At 72.2% G+C, this 21991-nt stretch carries 19 protein-coding genes and 1 pseudogene; 8 read left to right on the top strand and 12 right to left on the bottom strand.

All coding sequences use genetic code 11. The annotated features are described in order from the left end of the window. Positions 1-315 precede the first annotated feature (315 nt). The gene (locus ACIHCM_RS05780) at positions 316-978 is read left to right on the top strand and encodes a response regulator (protein WP_399889614.1); all 663 of its coding nucleotides are present in this window, start codon (positions 316-318) and stop codon (positions 976-978) included. A 246-nt stretch (positions 979-1224) separates the two neighbouring features. After that, entirely contained in the window at positions 1225-2268 is a 1044-nt protein-coding gene (locus ACIHCM_RS05775) for a phosphotransferase (protein WP_399889611.1), read from the top strand. A 95-nt stretch (positions 2269-2363) separates the two neighbouring features. On the opposite strand, the gene ACIHCM_RS05770 is transcribed toward ACIHCM_RS05775, so the two are convergent. Then, positions 2364-3938 (bottom strand): protein kinase, encoded by a 1575-nt coding sequence (locus tag ACIHCM_RS05770; RefSeq protein WP_399889608.1) that lies wholly within the window; start codon positions 3936-3938, stop codon positions 2364-2366. Positions 3939-4274: 336 nt separating this feature from the next. Between ACIHCM_RS05770 and ACIHCM_RS05765 the strand changes: the two genes are divergently transcribed. Continuing rightward, positions 4275-5906, top strand: coding sequence for a protein kinase (locus ACIHCM_RS05765; protein ID WP_399889605.1), 1632 nt, complete (start codon positions 4275-4277; stop codon positions 5904-5906). Positions 5907-6011: 105 nt separating this feature from the next. On the opposite strand, the gene ACIHCM_RS05760 is transcribed toward ACIHCM_RS05765, so the two are convergent. Then, positions 6012-6551 carry a bacterial proteasome activator family protein gene (locus ACIHCM_RS05760; protein ID WP_399889602.1) on the bottom strand — a complete coding sequence of 180 codons (540 nt, stop codon included), beginning with the start codon at positions 6549-6551 and terminating at the stop codon, positions 6012-6014. Between the two features lie 179 nt (positions 6552-6730). Here ACIHCM_RS05760 and ACIHCM_RS05755 point away from each other — a divergent pair, with 179 nt between their 5' ends. Further along, positions 6731-7231 (top strand): hypothetical protein, encoded by a 501-nt coding sequence (locus tag ACIHCM_RS05755; RefSeq protein WP_399889599.1) that lies wholly within the window; start codon positions 6731-6733, stop codon positions 7229-7231. 38 nt (positions 7232-7269) lie between these two features. Here ACIHCM_RS05755 and ACIHCM_RS05750 read toward each other — a convergent pair whose 3' ends face one another. Next, positions 7270-8250, bottom strand: a complete 981-nt coding sequence (locus ACIHCM_RS05750; protein ID WP_399889596.1) for an NAD(P)H-quinone oxidoreductase — start codon at positions 8248-8250, stop codon at positions 7270-7272. Positions 8251-8398: 148 nt separating this feature from the next. Here ACIHCM_RS05750 and ACIHCM_RS05745 point away from each other — a divergent pair, with 148 nt between their 5' ends. Together ACIHCM_RS05745 and ACIHCM_RS05740 are read left to right on the top strand one after the other, a co-directional pair. After that, entirely contained in the window at positions 8399-9421 is a 1023-nt protein-coding gene (locus ACIHCM_RS05745; protein WP_399889593.1) for an ATP-binding cassette domain-containing protein, read from the top strand. After that, positions 9418-10266: an ABC transporter permease gene (locus ACIHCM_RS05740; RefSeq protein ID WP_399889590.1), complete on the top strand. Its 849-nt coding sequence runs from the start codon at positions 9418-9420 to the stop codon at positions 10264-10266. Before ACIHCM_RS05745 ends, ACIHCM_RS05740 begins: the two co-directional genes overlap by 4 nt. A 158-nt stretch (positions 10267-10424) precedes the next feature. Here the strand turns inward: ACIHCM_RS05740 and ACIHCM_RS05735 are convergent. Then, positions 10425-11210 (bottom strand): annotated as a pseudogene (locus tag ACIHCM_RS05735) (potassium channel family protein); the annotation flags it as partial. Between the two features lie 166 nt (positions 11211-11376). Between ACIHCM_RS05735 and ACIHCM_RS05730 the strand changes: the two are divergent. Then, complete coding sequence (locus tag ACIHCM_RS05730; protein WP_399889587.1) at positions 11377-12486, top strand: potassium channel family protein; 1110 nt, start codon at positions 11377-11379, stop codon at positions 12484-12486. Between the two features lie 18 nt (positions 12487-12504). Here the strand turns inward: ACIHCM_RS05730 and ACIHCM_RS05725 are convergent, their stop codons facing one another. The 5 genes from ACIHCM_RS05725 to pdhA are packed head-to-tail and all read right to left on the bottom strand — an operon-like array spanning position 12505 to position 18669. Further along, positions 12505-14037 (bottom strand): molybdopterin molybdotransferase MoeA, encoded by a 1533-nt coding sequence (locus tag ACIHCM_RS05725; RefSeq protein ID WP_399889584.1) that lies wholly within the window; start codon positions 14035-14037, stop codon positions 12505-12507. Further along, positions 14034-14945, bottom strand: a complete 912-nt coding sequence (locus ACIHCM_RS05720; RefSeq protein WP_399889581.1) for a DUF6457 domain-containing protein — start codon at positions 14943-14945, stop codon at positions 14034-14036. Before ACIHCM_RS05720 ends, ACIHCM_RS05725 begins: the two co-directional genes overlap by 4 nt. Positions 14946-14999: 54 nt before the next feature. After that, positions 15000-16532, bottom strand: a complete 1533-nt coding sequence (locus ACIHCM_RS05715) for a dihydrolipoamide acetyltransferase family protein (RefSeq protein ID WP_399889579.1) — start codon at positions 16530-16532, stop codon at positions 15000-15002. Further along, positions 16532-17536, bottom strand: coding sequence for an alpha-ketoacid dehydrogenase subunit beta (locus tag ACIHCM_RS05710; RefSeq protein WP_399889576.1), 1005 nt, complete (start codon positions 17534-17536; stop codon positions 16532-16534). Before ACIHCM_RS05710 ends, ACIHCM_RS05715 begins: the two co-directional genes overlap by 1 nt. Next, positions 17533-18669, bottom strand: a complete 1137-nt coding sequence (pdhA, locus tag ACIHCM_RS05705; protein WP_399889573.1) for a pyruvate dehydrogenase (acetyl-transferring) E1 component subunit alpha — start codon at positions 18667-18669, stop codon at positions 17533-17535. Before pdhA ends, ACIHCM_RS05710 begins: the two co-directional genes overlap by 4 nt. A 175-nt stretch (positions 18670-18844) precedes the next feature. Between pdhA and ACIHCM_RS05700 the strand changes: the two genes are divergently transcribed. Further along, positions 18845-19345, top strand: coding sequence for an Lrp/AsnC family transcriptional regulator (locus tag ACIHCM_RS05700; protein ID WP_393103310.1), 501 nt, complete (start codon positions 18845-18847; stop codon positions 19343-19345). Between the two features lie 6 nt (positions 19346-19351). Here the strand turns inward: ACIHCM_RS05700 and ACIHCM_RS05695 are convergent, their stop codons facing one another. The 3 genes from ACIHCM_RS05695 to ACIHCM_RS05685 all read right to left on the bottom strand — a co-directional run bounded on the left by ACIHCM_RS05695 (position 19352) and on the right by ACIHCM_RS05685 (position 21848). Then, entirely contained in the window at positions 19352-19597 is a 246-nt protein-coding gene (locus ACIHCM_RS05695; RefSeq protein WP_399889570.1) for a hypothetical protein, read from the bottom strand. A 116-nt stretch (positions 19598-19713) separates the two neighbouring features. Beyond that, positions 19714-20334 (bottom strand): TetR/AcrR family transcriptional regulator, encoded by a 621-nt coding sequence (locus ACIHCM_RS05690; RefSeq protein ID WP_399889567.1) that lies wholly within the window; start codon positions 20332-20334, stop codon positions 19714-19716. Further along, positions 20331-21848 carry a 3-hydroxyacyl-CoA dehydrogenase gene (locus ACIHCM_RS05685; protein ID WP_399889564.1) on the bottom strand — a complete coding sequence of 506 codons (1518 nt, stop codon included), beginning with the start codon at positions 21846-21848 and terminating at the stop codon, positions 20331-20333. The genes ACIHCM_RS05690 and ACIHCM_RS05685 overlap by 4 nt, the downstream gene beginning before the upstream one ends. Between the last annotated feature and the right edge of the window lie 143 nt (positions 21849-21991).

Below are 21991 nucleotides of genomic sequence, written 5' to 3'. Positions count from 1 at the left end.
CTCCTCCGTCGGTCCGGCCCCCGGGATTGCCGGGAAAGCCAGTGCGGCTCACCTGTTCCGTTCCCGTGCACGGGGTGGGTGCCGCTCGGCCGGAACAGGCGTGACAGGTGCCCCGGCGAGCGCCCTGCAACGGTCACGTTACCCAGTGCTCCACATTTCTGTGAAACCCTTCCTGACCTGCGTTTTTGCTTGGAAATCCAAGTAAATCGAAAAGCCGGGAAGGGGGCCTGGTCACAGCCTTGCAGGGGGCCGGAACACCGGCACGTTATCCCGCTCACCCAGCTCTCGGGAAGAGCTGTATGTGAGACTGACCTCGTGCGCGAAAACCGAAAAATACGGGTATTTCTGCTCGACGACCATGAGGTCGTCCGGCGTGGCGTGCACGAGCTCCTCTCGGTCGAGGGCGACATCGAGGTGGTCGGCGAGGCCGGCACGGCGGCCGGCGCGCTGGTGCGCATTCCGGCGACCCGTCCGGACGTCGCGGTGCTCGACGTGCGCCTCCCGGACGGCAGCGGTGTCGAGGTGTGCCGCGAGATCCGCTCCCGGGACGACACCGTCCGGTGTCTGATGCTGACGTCGTTCGCCGACGACGAGGCCCTCTTCGACGCGATCGTGGCGGGCGCCTCCGGGTACGTCCTGAAGGCCGTCCGGGGCGCGGAGCTGCTGTCGGCCGTGCGGGACGTCGCGGCCGGGAAGTCACTGCTGGACCCCGTGGCGAAGGCCCGGGTCCTGGAGCGCCTGCGCGACGGTGGCAGCGGCACCGAGGACGACGAGCGGCTCGCGCGGCTGACCGGTCAGGAGCGCCGGATACTCGATCTGATCGGTGAGGGGCTCACCAACCGGCAGATCGGCGGGGAACTGCATCTCGCCGAGAAAACGATCAAGAATTACGTTTCGGGCCTGCTCGCCAAACTCGGAATGCAGAGGCGTTCGCAGGCGGCGGCATACGTGGCGCGAATGCAGGGCGGGAAACACTGACAGCGTTTGGGGTCCGTTTGTGACCGGGCTCGCGAGCGACCGTGCTCCGTCCTCGGAGCGCCCGCCGGAGCCGCCTTCCGGAGCACGTCCCCCGAACCGCCGACCGCGGCACGAGCTGCCCCCGGAGGCCGCACCCATGACTCGCGAAACGCACTTGGACTGCACTTGTGACCGAAAGCGACCGTCGGCGACTTCCTGTGACAACGCCCAGCTCACACGCCCGGCACGTGCCCTAGCATCTGCCGCGTGCCGCGCCCTTGTGTACCACCCCCCGTACCCCACGCGCCCCCGCTGAGCGCCCTTCTGCGCCAGTACGCCGCCGGTTCCGCCCTCACCTGCGACCCGGTCGACCAGGGCCTGCTCAACCGGGGCTACCGGCTCTGCACCACCCGCGGCCGCTACTTCCTGAAGCACCATTTCGACCCCGACACCGCCGACCCCGCCGCCATCGAACGCCGGCACCGGGCCACCCAGCGGCTGGCGGATCTCGGCGTCCCGGTGGCGCCGCCGCTGGCCGGTCGTGACGGGCGCACGGTCGCGGTGGTGGGCGGCCACGCGTACGCCCTGCACCCGTGGATCGACGGCCGGCACCGGCACGGCGGGCAGCTGAGCGCGGGGCAGTGCGCGCGCCTGGGAGCGCTGCTCGGCGCCGTGCACGCGATCCTGGAGCGCGTGATGCCGCCCAAGGGGCGCACGCCCCCGGCGACCAGCCCCCACCCCGTGAAAAGCGCCGATCCCGCCGACACCTTCGAGCTCATCGACGACCTCCTCGCGCGCGTACGCCGGCACCGCCCCGCCGACTCGTTCGACGAACTGGCCCGCCACCGCCTCCTGGAGCGGCGCGCGCTGCTGGAGCGGCACGCCGGCCGGCGCCCTCCGCGCGGCGGCTCGGTGGGCTGGGTGCACGGCGACTTCCACCCGTTCAACCTGCTCTACCGGGGAGACGCGCCCGCAGCGATCGTGGACTGGGACCGGCTCGGCGTGCAGCCTCGCGCCGAGGAGGCCGTACGCGCCGCCGCGATCTTCTTCGTACGGCCCGTCGGGACCCTCGACCTGCCGAAGGTGCGGGCGTACGCGCGCGCGTACCGGCGTGCGGCCGGGGCCACGCCCTCGGAGCTCGCCGCGGCCGTGCACCGCGTGTGGTGGGAGCGGCTGAACGACTTCTGGATGCTGCGCTGGCACTACGAACGCGGCGACACCCGCGCCGACCCCCAGTTCCCGGCCGCCTCGGCGCTGGCGGTGTGGTGGACGCGCGAGTACGACGCGGTGTGCGGGGCGTTCGTGGACTGAGCCGGGGCCGGCCGCACAACGGCACGCGCGCGTGGAGCCCGGTGGGCCCGCACGCGCGCGCAGGGGTACTCCCCGGCCACGCCGGGGAGTGCGGATCAGCCGCCCGAGGTGCCCCCGGTCAGGCCCTCGAGTGTGCCACCCGTCGGCTCCGGCTCCGTCGGCTCGGGGTCGGAAGGCTCCGGGTCCGTGGGCTCGGGGTCGGAAGGCTCCGGGTCCGTGGGCTCGGTGTACGTCGGGTCCGTGTCCGTGGGCTCGTCACTCGGCGTGTACGAGGGGGGATCCGACGGCGTGTACGACGGCGAGTAGTCGCCCCAGCCGGAGCCGGGGTTGCCGCTGTCCTCGGTGGACGTGTCCGTGGAGTCGTCGCTCGGCCGATCGCTCGGCTGCTCGCTGGAGGTCTTCTCGTCGGTGGTCTGCGAGCTGGTCGGCGTCGGCGTGGTGCCGCTACCGCCCTTGCCGCCCCCGCCGTTGTTCAGCGCCAGCGCGACACCGGCCGAGATGGCGATCACCGCGAGCACGGCGAGGATCCACAGCTTGCCCCGGCCGCTGCCCTTGTTGCCGTGCCCCTCGAAACCGCCGTCGTCGCGGCCACCGTGGCCCGGGATCATCGGCTGCGGGATCTGTGTGGTGCCCTCGGCCGAGTGCGGCAGCACGGCCGTGCCCGCCATGCCCATGGCCGGGGTCTTCCCGGAGTCCTGCGCGGTGACGGGACCGGTGTTCCAGGTGCCGGTGTGGGGGCCCTGGTCGTACAGCATCTGCAGGCCGTACTGGACGAGCCCGCGCATCTCCTCGGCGGTCTGGAAGCGGTCGTCGGGCTCCTTGGCGAGCGAGCGCATGACGAGGCCGTCCAGCTCCGGCGGCGAACCCTCGTGGAGCTCGGACGGCGGGGTGGGGATGTCCTGGACGTGCTGGTAGACCACCGACAGCGGGGTCTCGCCGACGAACGGCGGGCGCAGCGCGAGCAGTTCGTACAGCAGGCAGCCCGTGGCGTACAGGTCGGAGCGGTGGTCGACGGCCTTGCCGAGCGCCTGCTCCGGGGAGAGGTACTGCGGGGTGCCCATGACCATGCCGGTCTGCGTCATCGTCGTGGACGCCCCGTGCAGGGCGCGGGCGATGCCGAAGTCCATGACCTTCACGGCGCCGTTGTGCGTGATGATCACGTTCGCCGGCTTGATGTCGCGGTGCACGATGCCGTGCTGGTGCGAGTAGGCGAGCGCCTCCAGGACGCCGGAGACGATGATCAGGGCCTGCTCCGGGCCGGGCGCCTCGGCGTTGTGCAGCAGATCGCGGATGGTGCGGCCCTCGACCAGCTCCATCACGATGTACGGCACCGACTGGCCGCCCACGAAGTCCTCGCCGGAGTCGTACACGGCGACGATGGCGTGGTGGTTGAGGCCTGCCACCGACTGCGCCTCGCGCGTGAAACGGGCCTTGGACACCGGGTCCTCGGCGAGGTCCGCGCGCAGCAGCTTGACCGCCACGGTGCGCCCGAGGCGCACGTCCTCGGCCGCGAACACCTCGGCCATGCCGCCCCGGCCGAGTCTGCCGGTCAGCCGGTACCGGCCGTCCCCGACAAGCCCTCCGTTACCCCACATTTCCGGCGCATCTGACATCCCGCCGCCAGTCGCCTCGGGGTCGGACGGGCCCTGAGCGCGCTGCTGCTGTGCCATCGGTCCTCGCCGTCGTTTCTGCCCGCGGTGCGCGCGGTGTTGTCACGGTCTCCGTCGGCCACGCTACAGCCTTCACGCAAGCCGCCGGTCCGAGATGGATACAGGGACCGGTCCAGGACGGACGGGCCGTCGAACCGGTCATGAAACCCTTGTGCCGTCGCGTCGTGCAAATCCTGTGTACCGGCCGTACGGCCGCTGTAACGCTTCCGCGACGCTTCTTTCGCGTACGGTCACGGAACGGGCACCGAGCTTGACGTGCCGGTGCCCTGGGGCAGACTTGGCCGGGAGCAGCACTTTCGATCAACGGCGCCTGAAGGCCCACGGGGGATACGGAACATGAGCCAGGACGGCGCACAGGGCCGGTACACGGGGCGGGCACTCGCCGGTGGCCGGTATCAGCTGCGTGACTTGCTCGGCCAGGGCGGCATGGCCTCGGTGCACCTCGCCTACGACGCCGTGCTCGACCGCCAGGTCGCCATCAAGACCCTGCACACCGAGTTGGGCCGCGAACAGGCCTTCCGCGAGCGCTTCCGCCGCGAGGCGCAGGCAGTGGCGAAGCTCACGCACACCAACATCGTCTCGGTCTTCGACACCGGCGAGGACGACCTCGACGGGCTGACGACGCCGTACATCGTCATGGAGTACGTCGAGGGCCGCCCGCTCGGCTCGGTGCTCGACGAGGACGTGCGGCGGGCCGGCGCGATGCCCGCCGACCGGGCGCTGAAGGTCACGGCGGACGTGCTCGCGGCACTCGAGATCAGCCACGAGATGGGCCTGGTCCACCGGGACATCAAGCCGGGCAACGTGATGGTGACCAAGCGTGGCGTGGTCAAGGTCATGGACTTCGGCATCGCCCGCGCCATGCAGTCCGGGGTCACGTCGATGACGCAGACCGGCATGGTCGTCGGCACCCCGCAGTACCTCTCGCCGGAGCAGGCGCTCGGCCGCGGCGTGGACGCCCGCTCCGACCTGTACTCGGTCGGCATCATGCTGTTCCAACTGGTCACCGGACGGCTGCCGTTCGACGCGGACTCGCCGCTGGCCATCGCGTACGCGCATGTGCAGGAGGAGCCGCCGGCCGCGTCTGCGATCAACCGGGCGCTGCCGCCGGCCGTGGACGCGCTGATCGCCCGCGCGCTGAAGAAGAACCCGAACGAGCGCTTCCCGACGGCCGAGTCCATGCGCGACGAGTGCCTGCGCGTGGCGGCGTCCTTCCAGGCGGCCCCGCCGAGCATCGTGCCGGGCGCACCGACGCAGAGCGGCGCGGGCGTCGGCTCCGCGGTGTTCCCGCCGGTCGACCAGGCGACTCCGGCGCCGCCCCAGAGCAGTCTGCAGACGCCGTACCAGCCCCACCCGGCGCCGAACCCGTACAGCGCGCCCACGCCCTCCCCGGCGTACGGCTATCCGCAGCAGGGCGGCTACCAGACGCCGCACTCCGCGTACGGGCACCAGCCCACCCCGAGCACCCCGCCGCCGTACAACATCACGCCGCAGAGCCAGACGCCCGCGAGCGGCGGCAGGAGCAACAGGCCGGTGATCATCGGCTCGGTCGTGGTCGCACTGGTCGCGGTCGGCGGCCTGGTCGCCGCACTCGCACTGAACGGCGGCGACGGCGGAAACAAGGGCGGGGGCGGCGAGGCCAGCACCTCCGCGTCGTCGACCGAGGTGCCGGGCTACCGGGGGCCGGACACGGCGAAGACGATCGAGAAGGAGGAGTGCACGGAACCGGAGGAGGCGTACAACGACCCCGACAAGATCCGGATCCCGAACTTCCAGTTCAAGAACCTCACTTCGGTCAAGGAGTGCCTCCAGGCCGCGGGCTGGCAGCTGAAGACCAAAGAGGTCGACGAGAACACGTACGGCAAGGACACGGTCATGAACCAGTTCCCGTCCGCGGGGACGGACGCGGACCCGGAGGACATGCCGGAGATCCTGCTCGAGGTCTCGACGGGCTATCCGCCTTCCTGACCCGCCGGCGCGGGAAGGGGACGGAAAGAGAGAGTGGAAAGAGAGAGGGCCCGGCTCATGCCGGGCCCTTGTGCGGTGTCCTTGAAGGACCGGGAGTGCGGGGCCCTACAGGTACGGGCCGCCCGAGCGGCCGACCGTGCGGGGGTCGTCGCCCTCCTGGCCGATGCCCGGCGGCAGGGCCCGGCGCATCTGTTCCAGCTGGGCCCGCGCGGCCATCTGCTGGGCGAACAGCGTGGTCTGGATCCCGTGGAAGAGACCCTCCAGCCAGCCGACCAACTGGGCCTGCGCGATCCGCAGTTCGGCGTCGCTGGGGGTCGCCTCGTCGGTGAACGGCAGGGAGAGCCGCTCCAGCTCCTCCACCAGCTCCGGCGCCAGGCCGTCCTCCAGCTCCTTCACCGAGCTGGCGTGGATCTCCTTCAGCCGGACCCGGCTGGCCTCGTCGAGAGGAGCCACGCGCACCTCCTCCAGGAGCTGTTTGATCATGCTGCCGATCCGCATCACCTTGGCCGGCTGCTCGACCTGCTCGGTCAGCGGAGTCTCATGGGAGTCGTCGTCTCCACCGCCGCCGAGTGCCATGCCGTCCTGGCCCACGACCAGGATCTTCTGGGCGTTCTCCGACGACCGTTCGTTCCTCGGCATCTCCATGCCGTCATTCTCTCGCACCCGTCCACCCCATCACCGAGGCGCCCCCCGTGCGGGGTGATCCGCACAGGACGCCCGTTCGTTACGACCACTTGGCGGCGCCCGGAATGCCGTGACCTGCCGCTGATGTGAGGCTTGTTCCGTCCATTGTGGCGACCTGTTCCCGGGAGGGGGTCACGGACGTGACTCCAAGGTGGCGCGTCAGGCGTGCGGCGGGGGTGGTGCTGGGCCTGGCACTGAGCACGGTCGTGCTCGCGTGCGAGGCGGTGGCGTCGTACGAGACGGCGGGGCCGTCGTTCGCCGGGAGGCGCACGGATGACGTGCCGTCGATCGCGGGGGAACGCTCCGGCCCTCCCTCCCCCTCTCCCTCCCTCTCCGGCCCCGTGGATCCGAGCTGGGCCGGGAGCCGGGCCGGGGAGGGGAGGATGCGTCCCGGGCGGCCGGAGGAGCCGGGGACGCAGACGGCGCACCCGAGCGGAACCGGCGCCGCCGACGACGTGACCGCGTCACCGCCGTCGTCCGCACCCGGGGCCGCCGAGGACGAGGATGTGCAGGCGGTGAACGGCGCCGATCCGTCCGGGCCGGTGCTGCGGGTCCTGCCGCTGGGCAGCGGCCTGGTACTCATCGGCCTCGGGTTCGGGCTCGCCTTCGTGGCGCTGCGGGTGCGCCGGGTGCGGGAATGAGGCCCTCCCGCCCCCCGGCGCGGCCCGTGAAGCCTGCGTCACGCCGTGACCAGCAGCACCTTTCCGACGTGGCCGCTCTCCTCCAGCAGGCGGTGGGCCTCGGGCGCGTCCCGCATGGGCAGCTCGCGGTCGACCACGGGGCGGACCTGACCGGAGTCGAGCAGCGGCCACACGTGTTCGCGGACGGCGGCGACGATGGCCGCCTTCTCACCGAGCGGACGGGCACGCAGCGAGGTCGCGCTGATCGCGGCACGCTTGCCGAGCAGGGCACCGATGTTCAGCTCGGCCTTGACGCCGCCCTGCATACCGATGATCGCCAGCCGGCCGTTGACGGCGAGCGCCTGGACGTTGCGGTCGAGGTACTTGGCGCCCATGTTGTCGAGAATGACATCGGCGCCCTCACCGGCCGTGGCCTGCCGGATCTCCTCGACGAAGTCCTGCTCGCGGTAGTTGATCAGGATGTCCGCGCCGAGCTCGGCGCAACGCTCCAGCTTCTCCTTGGTGCCCGCGGTGACGGCGACCTTGGCGCCGACGGCCTTGGCCAGCTGGATCGCCATCGTGCCGATGCCGCTGGAGCCGCCGTGCACGAGGAGGGTCTCGCCGGGGCGCAGCTGGGAGACCATGAACACGTTCGACCAGACCGTGCAGACGACCTCGGGCAGCGCCGCGGCCTGCCGGACGTCGAGACCGCCGGGCACGGGCAGCAGCTGACCTGCCGGAACGGCCACCTTCTCGGCGTATCCGCCGCCGGAGAGCAGCGCGCACACCTCGTCACCGACGGCCCAGCCGGCGACCCCGGCGCCCACCGCGGCGATCCGGCCGGAGCATTCCAGTCCGGGGTAGGGGGAAGCGCCGGGCGGTGGGTTGTAGAAGCCCTGTCGCTGCAGGACGTCGGCCCGGTTCACGGCGCTGGCCACCACCTCGACCAGTACCTCGCCCTCTCCGGCGACCGGATCCGGGACCTCGTCCCACACCAGCGCCTCGGGCCCACCAGGTTCGGGAATCGTGATCGCATGCATGAGGGGGACGCTACTCCTCCGTCTCCAGGCTGAGGCCCCTCGGTCATTGGTCCGGTCCGCGGGAAAACCCTGTGCGCGACCGATGAGTTTGCGCGACGGTAAAGGTCTCCCCATGCGTGACCCAAGTACGCGGAAGGACACACACACCATGAGCCAGCAGACGCCCGGTCTGGCCATCGAGACCGCGGGCCTGGTGAAGACGTTCGGCGAGACGAGGGCCGTGGACGGCGTCGACCTGGCCGTGCCCACCGGCACGGTGTACGGCGTCCTCGGTCCGAACGGCGCCGGGAAGACCACCACCGTGAAAATGCTCGCCACCCTGCTCAGACCCGACGGCGGCGAGGCCCACGTCTTCGGCCACGACGTCGTCCGGGAGGCGGACGAGGTTCGCGGCCGGGTCAGCCTGACCGGGCAGTACGCGTCCGTGGACGAGGACCTGACCGGCACCGAGAACCTGGTCCTGCTCGGTCGCCTCCTCGGCCACCACAAGAAGGCCGCGCGGGAGCGCGCCGCCCAGCTGCTGGAGGCCTTCGGACTGTCCGACGCGGCCGCCAAGCAGGTCAAGAACTACTCCGGCGGTATGCGGCGCCGCATCGACATCGCCGCGTCCATCCTGAACACGCCCGACCTGCTGTTCCTGGACGAGCCGACCACCGGCCTCGACCCGCGCAGCCGCAACCAGGTGTGGGACATCGTCCGCGCGGTCGTCGCCCAGGGCACGACCGTGCTGCTGACCACGCAGTACCTGGACGAGGCCGACCAGCTGGCCTCCCGGATCGCCGTGATCGACCGCGGCAAGGTGATCGCCGAGGGCACCAAGGGCGAGCTGAAGGCGTCCGTCGGCGCCGGCTCCGTGCATCTGCGGCTGCGTGAGGCGGAGCAGCGGCCGGAGGCCTCGAGGGTGCTGCGCCAGGTGCTCCAGGCGGACGTACAGCTGGAACCGGACCCGGTGGCGCTCACCGCGCGCGTCGGCGGTGCCTCGAACGGCCAGGGCGCCGCCGCGCAGGCCGCCGCGGCCCTCGCCGAACTGGCCCGCGCCGGGGTCGTCGTCGACAACTTCTCCCTGGGCCAGCCGAGCCTCGACGAGGTCTTCCTCGCCCTCACCGGACACGACACCACCGTGCACGACGAGCCGCAGGCTCAGGACGCGAAGGACGGGGCAGCCGCATGAGCACCGCGACCACCACCGAGACCAAGGAACTCGCCCCCGTCAGCACCGAGTCACTGGCCGCCCTGCTGGTGGCCAAGGAGCGGCCGCCCCGGCCGAGCGCCCTGTCGGCGTCACTGACCTTCGGCTGGCGGGCGATCCTGAAGATCAAGCACGTGCCGGAGCAGCTCTTCGACGTCACCGCCTTCCCGATCATGATGGTGCTGATGTACACGTACCTGTTCGGCGGGGCGCTGGCCGGCTCGCCGGAGGAGTACATCCAGTTCCTGCTGCCGGGCATCCTGGTGATGTCGGTCGTGATGATCACGATGTACACCGGCGTCTCGGTCAACGCGGACATCGAGAAGGGCGTCTTCGACCGGTTCCGCAGCCTGCCCATCTGGCGGCCGTCGACCATGGTCGGCTACCTGCTCGGCGACGCGCTGCGCTACACCATCGCCTCCGTGGTCATGCTGACCGTCGGCATGATCCTCGGCTACCGGCCGGACGGCGGGGCCGGCGGTGTGCTCGCCGGGATCGCGCTGCTGGTGGTCTTCTCGTTCGCGTTCTCGTGGATCTGGACGATGTTCGGGCTGATGCTGCGCACCGAGAAGTCGGTGATGGGCGTCAGCATGATGGTGATCTTCCCGCTGACCTTCCTGTCCAACGTCTTCGTCGACCCGCGCACCATGCCCGGCTGGCTCCAGGCGTTCGTCAACAACAGCCCGGTCACCCATCTGGCCTCCGCGGTACGGGGGCTGATGGCCGGCGACTGGCCGGCCGGCGAGATCGCCTGGTCGCTGGGCTGGGCGGGCGTGTTCGTCCTGGTCTTCGGCCCGATCACGATGCGGCTCTACAACCGCAAGTAGCCGAGCTCCTCCCCGCGTGCCGCGCCACTCCTCCGGCGCGGCACGCGGCGTTTCGGGGGTGACGGTCAGCCGGGACACCGGGGCAAGGGCCCTGGCCAGGTGTCCGGGACGTGGCCGACCTGGTCCTCGTCCTCCGAGGGGGCCACGGCACTCTTCGGCTACTCGGGTGCGTCGGTCCGCGGGGACTCCGGGGCAGCGGCCCGCGGCTTTTCCGGGGCGGGGCTCCGGGGCATTTCCGGGGCAATGCTCCGTGGCGTCTCCGGGGTGGCGCCGCGTGGCTTCACCGGTGCCTCCCGGGGCACGATGGTGATCACACGGTCCGTCAGTTCCAGCGTCCGTACGGCCGGATCGTCGTAGTGCATCACCCGGTGGCCGCGTACGACGCTGATCACCAGGTCGTCGGTCTCGCGTGGGCTCCGGCCCACCTCCGCCCTGGTCACCGGCCGGTCGACGACGTCCAGTCCGCTGTCCTGGCGGATCAGGTCCTCCATCACCAGCCCGGCGGCGGGGCTGAGTACGGACAGGCCGAGCAGCCGCCCGGCCGCGCCGGCGCTGGTGATGACCTCGTCGGCGCCGGACTGCCGCAGCAGCGGCGCGTTCTCCTCCTCGCGTACCGCGACCACGATCGTCGCGCTGCGGTTGAGCTGCCGGGCCGTCAGCGCCACCAGCACGGCCGTGTCGTCGCGCTGGGTCGCGATGATGATCTGCCCCGCCCGCTGAACCTCGGCCCGCTTCAGTACGTCACTTCGCGTCGCGTCCCCGAGAACGGCCTCGTAGCCCTGCGCCGTCGCGGCGTCGACCGCCTTGGCGCTGGGGTCGATCACCACGACCTGTTCCTTCCTCAGCCCCGTGGCGCAGACGGCCTGGATCGCCGCCCGCCCCTTCGTACCGAAGCCGACGACGACGGTGTGGTCGCGCAAGGAGGACCTCCAGCGGGATATGCGGCAGCCGAGCGGGTACGGCTCCCGGACGGTCGGGTCCGACGCTACCGAGCCGCCGGACCCGAGCCCACCCCGGTCGGCGTGTCGGAACGGGGGGCAGGACGTCCGCACCGACCGCTGTGCGGAACGATGGACCCGACTGTCAGACGACACCACAGGGGGCACAGCGATGAGGGACGACGAGCATCCGACCGCGCAGGGTGCGAGGTCCGCGCTGCTGCGGGCACTGTGGAGCCGCTCACGCACGGAGGCCCGCGACGACGCCGAGGCGGGCCGCTCCATCACCATGCCCGTGCAGAACGTCGTACCGCCGCTCCAGCAGGTCCTCAAGCGCCTGTTCGTGGCCATACTGGTGCTGGCCGTCACGGTGCTGATCGTCTACGTGGACCGCGAGGGATACAACGACAACTCCGACGGCTCCGTGGACCTGCTCGACGCCGCGTACTACGCCACCGTCACCCTCTCCACCACCGGGTACGGCGACATCACCCCGGTCAGCGAGACCGCCCGGCTCACCAACATCTTCGTCGTCACACCGTTGCGGGTGCTGTTCCTGATCATCCTGGTCGGCACGACCCTGGAGGTGCTCACCGAGCGCACCCGCCAGCAGGTCCGCATCCACCGCTGGCGCGCCCGGACCCGGGACCATGTCGTGGTCGTCGGGTACGGCACCAAGGGCCGGCACGCCGTGGAGACCCTGGTCGGGCAGGGCATCGGCAAGGAGCGCATCGTCGTCGTGGACGCCCAGCGCAAGACCGCCGACGCGGCCGGCGACGACGGCCTGGTAGCCGTGACCGGCGACGCCACCCGCTCGGAGACCCTGCTCAAGGCGGAGATCCACCGTGCCACCCGCGTGATCATCGCCCCGCAGCGCGACGAGACGGCCACCCTGATCACCCTCACCGCTCGCCAGCTGAACAAGCACGCCACGATCGTCGCGGCCGTCCGCGAGGACGAGAACGTGCCCCTGCTCAAGCAGAGCGGCGCCGACACCGTCGTGACCAGCTCCAGCTCGGCCGGCCGGCTGCTCGGCACGTTCACGGCCAGCCCCGCCGTCGCCCGGACGCTGGAGGACCTCATGACCCTCGGCAGCGGCATGGACCTGATCGAACGGCCGGTGGGCCCGGCCGAGATCGGCCGGACGCCTCGCGAGTGCGCGGATCTGGTGGTGGCGGTCGTCCGGGACAGGAAGATGCTGGGCTACACGGACGGATGGCGGACGGAACTGCGGGCGGGGGACCGGGTCATCACGGTCAGCCGACCGGTGACTGCTGCCTGACGGGAGGGCTGCGGTGTTTCACGTGAAACACGCCCCGGGGCCCGACGTGCTCCACGGCAGCTCCAGGATCTCCGCGGCCTGACCGGGTCGTGCGCCGCCCGGCGGTACGACCGCCAGGGCGTCGGCGGCGGCGACGCCACGCAGCATGGCGGGACCGTTGTAGTGCAGCGGGACCGCCTGGCCGGCGCGCAGGACCACCGGGACGAGCCTGGTGTCGTACGGGTGTCCGTGCACAGCCTCCCGCAGGGACAGCAGGTACGGCTCTCGTTCCGGGCGGGCCGCGAGCGTCCGGAGCAGGGGCTCCGCGAGGGTGAGCAGCCCGGAGACGGCGGCCAGCGGGTTGCCGGGCAGGCCGACGAGGTGCTGGTTCTCCTTGGTGCGGGCCAGCAGCATGGGGTGGCCCGGGCGCACCTTGACCCCGTTGACCAGGAATTCGGCGTCGATACGGCGCAGGGTGGGCTGGACGTGGTCGACGGGACCGGAAGCGGTGCCGCCGGTGGTGACGACGAGATCGGCGTCGCTGGCCGTGATCGCCTCGTGGAGGGCGTCCGCATCGTCACCGAGCCGCCGCACCGAGCTGACCTCGGCGCCGAGTGCCCGCAGCCAGGGCGGCAGCATCGGGCCGAGGGCGTCCCGGATGAGTCCGTCGTGCGGCAGTCCCTCGGTGAGCAGTTCGTCGCCGAGGACCAGGACATCGGCGCGGGGGCGGGGCACGGCGGTGAGGGTGTCGTACCCGGCGGCCGCGGCGAGGCCCAGCACGGCGGGGGTCACCGTTGTGCCGGGGGGCAGCAACTGGTCGCCGCTGCGGCATTCCTGACCGCGTGGGCGGATGTCCTGTCCGTGGCCCGGATCGCGGGTGGCGTGCAGCCTGCCCCGGTCGTCGGTACGGCCGTGCTCGCTGCGCAGTACCGCGGTGGTGTCGGGCGGGATCCGGGCGCCGGTGGCGATTCGGACGGCCTCGCCGTCGTCGAGGCGCGCGCGTGCCGCGTGGCCCGCGAGGACGCCCTCTTCCCGGACCACCCAGGGGCCGGGCCCGGCGACCGCCCAGCCGTCCATCGCCGAGGTGTCGAAGGAGGGGAGGTCCGTGAGGGCGGTCAGGGGTGCGGCCAGGGTGAGGCCGAGGGCGGCGTCGAGGGCGACTGGGACGGGAGCACGGCGGGCGCAGGCCCGGGGAGCACGGGCGGCGATCTCACGGGCCTCGGGCCAGGGGGTGACCTTGTGGTGACGGTCCTGCTGAGGGGTGCCGTGCTGAGACGTGCCGTGCTGAGACGTGCCGTGCTGGGAAGCGCCGTTCCCGGGTGGGTGGCTCTGGGTGCCGGGCGTGCGCGTTCCCGGGCCGGCGGGGGCGGGGACGCCGGCGTGGTCCTCGGCGGGAGCGGTGTCCCGGCGAGGGGAGCTGGTGCGGTCAGGCGCGTCGTCCCGGCGACGGGCCCTGTCCCGGTCCTCCTTCACAAGCGCCAGTGCCTCCTCCACGTCCCGGTCCTCGATACCCCGGTCCCTGACCTCCAACGGCTCGACGTCCTGGCCGCCATGGACACCGGGGGCGGTCATCCGGCGTCCGGACGGGGCTCGGTGGAGGTCGCGCCGTCCGCGGCGGCGTCGTCCTCCTCCGCCCAGCGCAGCGCCAGGGCGGTGGCCTTGCGGGAGGCCTCGGCGACGGCTTCGGGGCCACCACCGGCGCGGGCCGCCGCATAGCCGACGAGGAAGGTGGTCAGCGGTGCCGCGGGGCGTGCCACCCCGTGCGCCGCGTCACGGGCGAGATCCAGCAGGACACCGGTGTCGACGTCGAGGTCGATGCCCAGCTCGTCCTTCACGGCGGAGATCCATTCGTCCAACACGAGCCCATGCTCCCTGATACGTGACCTGGCAGTGGCGATGTCGTCCCAGGTGTCGCAGTCGAAGGACGCGACAGGGTCGAGGACGCGGGTGAGGTGGAGTTCGGCGGTGAGGAGCCGCAGGGGCAGGCCGGTGAGGCCACCGTTGCGGGCCCCGAGCCGCGCGAGGGTCCCGCGCAGGCGCTCCGCGCGGTAGGCGGCCACGAGCGGCTGATCGCGGCCCTCGGGGTCGGTGAGCAGTACGCCGTCCGCCGTACCCGCGTCCAGCTCGGCGAGCAGGCCCTTGACCGTGGGCGCGCCGAGAAAGGGCAGGTCGGCGGAGAGGACCACCACCTGCCCGGACACGGTCAGTGGCAGGCCGGCACCGAGGGCGGCGAGCGGTCCACCGCCCGGCGGGTCCTCGCGTGCCCAGGTCACGGGGCGTGCCGTGGGCCTGGGGTCGGCGACGACGACGGTGGTCCGGGCGTCCGCGCAGGCGCCGAGCACCCGGTCGAGCAGCGCCCGTCCGCCCACCCGGACGCCGGGCTTGTCGGCCCCGCCCAGCCGCCGCGCCGCACCGCCGGCGAGCACCACGGCGTCGTAGCCGCCGAAGTCGCCCGATGGGGTGCGCTGCTTCTCGCTCACCTCCTGAGTATGCGTGCCGCCTGCCGTCTCGGGGAACGCCGGCGGACCGCCCGATCACAAGGTGCGCAGCAGCACCGCCGGCTGTTCCACGCAGTCCGCGACATGACGCAGGAAGCCGCCCGCGACGCCTCCGTCGCACACCCGGTGGTCGAAGGTGAGCGACAGCTGTACGACCTGCCGCACCGCCAGTTCACCTTCGTGCACCCAGGGCTTGGGGACGATCCGGCCGACGCCGAGCATGGCCGCCTCGGGGTGGTTGATGATCGGCGTGGAGCCGTCGACGCCGAACACGCCGTAGTTGTTCAGCGTGAAGGTGCCGCCGGTCAGATCCGCGGGAGTGAGCCTGCCCGCCCGGCCCGCCTCGGTCAGCCGGGCGAACTCCGCGGTCAGGCCCTCGGCATCCAAGGTGTGCGCGTTCCGCACGACCGGGACGACCAGTCCCCGCTCGGTCTGCGCGGCGAAGCCCAGGTGCACCTCGTCCAGCCGGACGATCTCCCTGGCCGCCGTGTCCACCGTGGAGTTCAGCTCGGGGAAGCGGGCGAGCGCGGCCGTGCAGATCCGGGCCAGCAGGGCGAGCAGCGAGATCTTGGGGCCGCCCGCCGCGTTCATCGCGGTGCGCGCCCGCATCAGCTCCGTCGCGTCGGCGTCCACCCAGCAGGTCGCGTCCGGGATTTCCCGCCGGCTGCGGGAGAGCTTGTCGGCCACAGCGCCGCGGACGCCCTTGAGCGGGACGCGGATGCCGGAGGTGGGAGCCGGGATGACAGGGGCGGCCGTGGTGGCGGTTTCCGCCGGAGCGGCGTGCGGTGCGAGGGACTGCGCGGGAGCCACGCGTGTGTGCGGCTCGGTCCGCGCCTGGGCGGAACGGCCCTGCGCGGCGGCGGCACGCAGCGCGTACTCCACGTCCGCGCGCAGGATCAGCCCGTCGGGGCCGGAGCCCGTCAGCTCCCGCAGGTCCAGCCCGTTCTCGCGGGCGAGGCGCCGTACGAGGGGTGAGATCACCGGCACGGGGCCTTCGCCCCGGCTGCCGTCGCCGTTGACGTGGTCGTCGACGCGGGCTGTCCGGGGTGCCGGAGCGGACTGCGCATCCGGGGTCTCCACCGACCTTTGGGGAGCTATGGGAGTCTGCGGCCGTACCCTGCGACGCCGCGCCGGGGGCGCGCCCGTGCCGTAGCCCACCAGGACGTTGCCGGAACCCGCGGCGGCGCCGGCACCGGACCGCGGGCCTGAGCCGTTGGCGGAAACGGTGCTGGAACCTTCACCCGAACCCGTGCCCGTGCCCTGAGCCGCCCCGGAGGCCGCCCCCGGGCCGCCGTCGGCCTCGCCCGCCGTGCCGGAGACCTCCGCGCCCACGGCCACGGTCAGCAGTGGCGCCCCCACGGGGAGCTCCTCGCCCTCCTCCCCGAAGCGGGCCGTGACCACGCCGCCGTACGGGCAGGGGACCTCGACCATCGCCTTGGCCGTCTCGACCTCGACGACCGGCTGGTCGACGGCGACGACGTCGCCGACCCGCACCAGCCACCGCACGATCTCCGCCTCGGTGAGCCCTTCTCCGAGGTCGGGGAGCTTGAACTCCAGCACCTGTGCCATCAGCTCTCGGCCTCCCATTGCAGACGCGCCACGGCGTCCAGGATGCGGTCGACGCCGGGAAGATGGTGCCTCTCCAGCATCGGCGGCGGGTAGGGGATGTCGAACCCTGCCACACGCAGCACCGGCGCCTCCAGGTGGTGGAAGCAGCGCTCCGTGACCCGGGCCGCGATCTCACCGCCCGGTCCGCCGAACCCGCCCGCCTCATGGACGACGACCGCTCGCCCGGTCCGTCGTACCGAGGCCGAGACCGTCTCGTCGTCGAACGGCACCAGGGAGCGCAGGTCGACGACTTCGAGGTCCCATCCCTCGGCCCTGGCCGCCTCGGCGGCTTCGAGGCAGACGGGTACCGACGGGCCGTACGTGATGAGCGTGGCGCTCCTGCCGGAGCGCCGCACCACCGCGCGGCCGATGGGTTCAACGGTTTCCGGCTCCTCCGGGTTCCAGGCGTCCTTCGACCAGTACAGACGCTTGGGCTCGAGGAAGACGACCGGGTCGTCGGAGGCGATCGCGGCACGCAGCAGGCCGTAGGCGTCGGCGACGGTCGCGGGCGTGACGACGTGGAGCCCCGGAGTCGCCACGTAGTACGCCTCGGAGGAGTCGCTGTGGTGCTCGACGCCGCCGATGCCGCCGCCGTAGGGGACACGGATGGTGATCGGCAGGGGCATCGCCCCACGGGTGCGGTTGCGCATGCGCGCCACATGGCTGACGAGCTGCTCGAACGACGGGTAGGCGAACGCGTCGAACTGCATCTCGACGACCGGCCTGAGCCCGTACATCGCCATGCCGACGGCCGTGCCGAGGATGCCGGCCTCGGCGAGCGGGGTGTCCGTGCAGCGGTCCTCGCCGAACTCCTCGGCGAGGCCGTCGGTGACGCGGAAGACGCCGCCGAGGGTGCCGACGTCCTCGCCCATGACGTGCACGGACGGGTCGGCGGCCATGGAGTCGCGCAGCGCGCGGGTGAGGGCTTGGGCCATGGTCGCGGGCTTCACGGCAACCGTGGTCATGACAGCTCCTCCTCCTGCCCGGCCGCCAGCTCGGCCCGCAGCAGGGCCTGCTGCTCGCGCAGCTGCGGGGTCGGCTCGGCGTAGACGTGGGCGAACAGCTCCATGGGGTCGAGCCGGGGGTCCTGGTTCAGGCGGGCGCGCATGTCGGCGGCGAGCTCCTCGGCGTCCTCGCGCGCGGCCTGCCTTGCGGCCTCGTCGAGCCAGCCGCGCTCGGTCAGCTCCCGCTCCAGGAGCGTGACGGGGTCGTGCTCCCGCCAGACGTCGAGCTCGCCGTCGGGGCGGTAGCGCTTGTCGTCGTCGGCGTTCGTGTGCGCCTCCAGGCGGTACGTGACCGCCTCGACGAGCGTCGGGCCGCCTCCAGCGCGCGCGTGGCGCACGGCGTCGGTGAGGACCTCGTGCACTGCGGCGGCGTCGTTGCCGTCGACCAGGCGGCCCGGCATGCCGTACCCGACGGCCTTGTGGGCCAGGGAGGGCGCGGCGGTCTGCTTGGCGAGCGGGACGGAGATCGCGAAGCCGTTGTTCTGGACCAGGAAGACGACCGGTGCCTGCCATACCGCGGCGAAGTTCAGCGCCTCGTGGAAGTCGCCCTCGCTGGTGCCGCCGTCGCCGACGATCGCCAGCGCGACCACGTCGTCGCCCTTCAGGCGGGCGGCGTGCGCGAGGCCGACGGCGTGCGGCAGCTGGGTGGCGAGCGGGGTGCACAAGGGGGCGACGCGATGGGCGTGCGGGTCGTAGCCGGTGTGCCAGTCGCCGCGCAGCAGGGTGAGCGCGTCGACGGGGTCGACGCCGCGGACGACGGCGGCGAGGGTGTCGCGGTAGCTGGGGAAGAGCCAGTCACGGTCCTCAAGGGCCAGCGCGGCGGCGACCTCGCAGGCCTCCTGGCCGGTGCTGGACGGGTAGACGGCGAGGCGGCCCTGCTTGGTGAGGGCGGTCGCCTGCGCGTTGTACCGGCGGCCGCGCACCAGCTGCGCGTACAGCAGGCGCAGCAGCTCGGGGTCGGCCTTCGCCACGGCCTCGGTGCCGAGCACGCGGTACGGAGCCGCGTCGGGCAGCAGCGGCGTGGGGTCTGTGCGGGGCTGCCAGGCGGGCGGCGGCGACGGCCGATACGCGCCGCGCTGCTCCATGACCGTCATGACGGCACCTCCTCGTGGGAGCGGCTTCGGGGAGGCGCGCGTCTGTGATGCGCCTCACCTACCGATTGTTCGGTCGACGGCACATTTTGGCTACAGGCGACCCAGGGCTGTGGACAAACGGTTCTCCACAACCTGAGATGGACGCAGTACGTCCATGGTAGAGAGGTGGGGGGACATGGCATCTGAACAAATGGCCGAAGGGCAGGACACCGGTGCCGCCCTGCCGCCGCCGCGTCCCCTCGACGCCATCGACCAGGACATCCTGCGGATGCTCCAGGCCGACGGCCGCTCGTCGATACGGTCCGTCGCCGAGCGCGTGCACGTCTCACGGGCCAACGCCTACGCGCGCATCAACCGGCTCGTCGAGGACGGAGTCATCCGTGGCTTCGGGGCCCGCGTCGACCACCAGCGTGCCGGCCAGGGGACATCGGCGTACATCACCCTGAAGATCGTCCAGAACTCCTGGCGCACCGTGCGGGAGCAGCTCAGACAGCTCCCCGGCGCCTCCCACATCGCCCTCGTCGGGGGCGATTTCGATGTGCTGCTGCTGGTGCACACCCCGGACAACCGGGCGCTGCGCGAGGTGGTGCTCACCCGGCTCCAGGCGATCCCCGAGGTGCTCAGCACGCGCACCCTGCTGGTGTTCGAGGAGGAGGACCTGGAGCCGCAGGGCTGAAGCCCGTCAGCCGGAGGCCGTCGCGGCGCCCAGCAGGATCGCGGACGTCAGGGGCAGCAGCGCACAGCCGAGCCCCGCGCCCGCCGCCGCCGTCCGCGGCCCGCGCAGGGACCGGCGGTGCGGCAGCAGCCAGGCGAGGACGAGCATGCCGGTGGCCCAGTGGAGCACGCCTGCGAAGGCGCCGGGGCCGTCATGGGAGGCGAACCACCGGTATTGCAGGACGAGCAGCGGCAGGCCCGACGAGGAGGCCACCAGGGGCGCCCTCCACCACGTGGGGTGCGTGGCGGACGGGGCTGCGGAGGGGCGTCGTCGTGAACCATGCGCCCGAGTCGACCACCGCCACCCGGCCGTGGCATCGGACGGCGTACTCAGCCGGTCCCCGCGCGCGTACTCACGTCCCGGCCCGCCCGGCGCAGCCCCTCGAACACCAACTGCGTGACCGCGTCCGCCACTTCGCGCTCCCCCATGCCCCGCCCGTCCGGCCGGTACCACTCGACGATCGAGTTGATCATGCCGAAGACCAGCCTCGTGGCCAGCCGCACCTCCACGTCACCGCGCACGTCCCCCTCCGCGGCGGCCGCCTTCAGCAACTCGGCGACCCGGTGGTCGAAGTCGCGGCGCCGCTCCAGCGCCCACCGTTCGGTGTCCGTGTTGCCGCGCACCCGCAGCAGCAGCGTCACGTACGGCAGTTCGGCGATGAGCACCTCGACCATGCGCCGGACGACGTACTCCAGCCGCCCGGACGCCCGCCCCACGCGCGCGTGCTCCTCGCCGAGGATCCCGAAGAGCTCGTCCAGCGCCCGGCTCACGGCCCGGCGCAGCAGCTCCTCCTTGCCGGTGACGTGGTGGTAGATCGACGACTTGGAGATGCCGGCCGCCTTGGAGAGATGCTCCATGGAGGTGCCGTCGTAGCCGCGCTCGTTGAAGACCCGCACGGCGACCGACAGCAGCGTCTCCGGGGTGTACGTGTCGCGCTTCGCGGTGGTCATGACGTGCTGCCCTCCCGCTTGTCGGAGGCGTACGCGTGGCGGTAGAGCGCGAGGGAGGGGGCGTAGCGCCCCGAGGGGTCGCGCAGGTGCAGGTCGTCCAGGAGGGCGTACGCCCAGTTGCGGCCGAGCCGGCGGCTCCATTCGAAGGGGCCGAGCGGGTAGTTGACGCCCAGGCGCATCGCGGTGTCGACGTCCTCCTCCGTGGCGACGCCCTTGGCGACGGCGTCGTGGGCGAGGTCGACGATCCGCGCGACCGTGCGGGCGACGATCATGCCGGGGACGTCGCCGATGACGCTGACCTTCTTGCCGAGCGCCTGGAACAGGCCGGTGGCCTCGGCGAGGGTCTGCGGGGAGGTGTCCTGGGACGCGGACAGGGCGATGCGGGTGGCCCGGCGGTAGTCCAGGGCGAGGTCGAAGTAGACGACGTCCCGGAACTCCACGGAGGTCTGGCCGTCGGCGAGGGCCAGCTGGCCGCCGCTGGGCAGCACGAACCGGGTGCCGTGGTCCTCTTCCTCCTCGCGGACCTGGATTCCCGCCTCACGGATCAGGGCGAGCAGCTCGGACGCGGGACCCAGGTCGCCCTCCGCGACGACGTGCGCGGGCGGCCGGACGGTTTCCGCGGTGTGCGGTTCGGCGCGCTCGGCGCCCTCCCGGTAGTCGTACCAGCCCTGCCCGGACTTGCGGCCGAGCCGACCGGACTCGACCAGGCGGCGCTGGGCGAGCGACGGCGTGAAACGGACGTCCTGGAAGAAGGACTGCCACACGGACCGCGTCACGGACTCGTTGACGTCCTGCCCGATCAGGTCGGTCAGTTCGAAGGCGCCCATGCGGAACCCGCCGCACTCGCGCAGCACGGCGTCGATGGTGGCGGGGTCGGCGCCGTGCGCCTCGTAGACGGCGAAGCTCTCGGCGTAGAAGGGCCGGGCGATGCGGTTGACGATGAAGCCGGGGGTGTCGGCGCAGGCCACCGGCGTCTTGCCCCAGGCGCGGGCCGTCTCGTACGCGCGTGTGGCCGAGGTGACGTCGGTGGCGAACCCGGAGACCACCTCGACCAGCGGCAGCAGTGGAGCGGGGTTGAAGAAGTGCAGGCCGACGAAGCGGCCCGGGGCGCGCAGTCCGCCGCCGATGGCGGTCACCGACAGCGAGGAGGTGTTGGTCGCGAGCAGACAGTCCTCGGCGACGAAGTCCTCCAGCTCGCGCAGCAGATGCTGCTTGACGTCCAGCCGTTCCAGGACGGCCTCGACGACGAGGGCGGAGTCGGCGAGCTCGGCGAGGCTTTCGGCGGGGAGCAGACGGGCGCGTGCGGCGTCCCGGTCGGCACCGCTGAGCCGCTCCTTCTCGACGAGCCGGTCGAGCCGGGCGCCGATCGCTTCGGCGGCTTCACGGGCGCGCCCGGGGACGGCGTCGTACAGCCGTACGGGGTGGCCCGCGACCAGCGCCACCTGGGCGATGCCCTGGCCCATGGTGCCGCTGCCGACGACGGCCACCGGGCTGCTGAGGTCGAGTGCTGTCATGAACGCGATCCTCCCGCACGGGGTTTTCCACAGATGCGGCGGACCCCCTTGAACCGACCGATCGTTCGGTTACTCTAACTCTGACCGCCTGATCCTGCCCATGTTTCTGCCCAGGTCATGAGCTCGACGAAGAGCTCACAAGA

Source organism: Streptomyces sp. NPDC052023 (assembly GCF_044548465.1).
Classification (GTDB): domain Bacteria; phylum Actinomycetota; class Actinomycetes; order Streptomycetales; family Streptomycetaceae; genus Streptomyces.
Note: the sequence above shows the minus strand (reverse complement) of the source record. Positions and strands in the feature narration are given on the sequence as shown.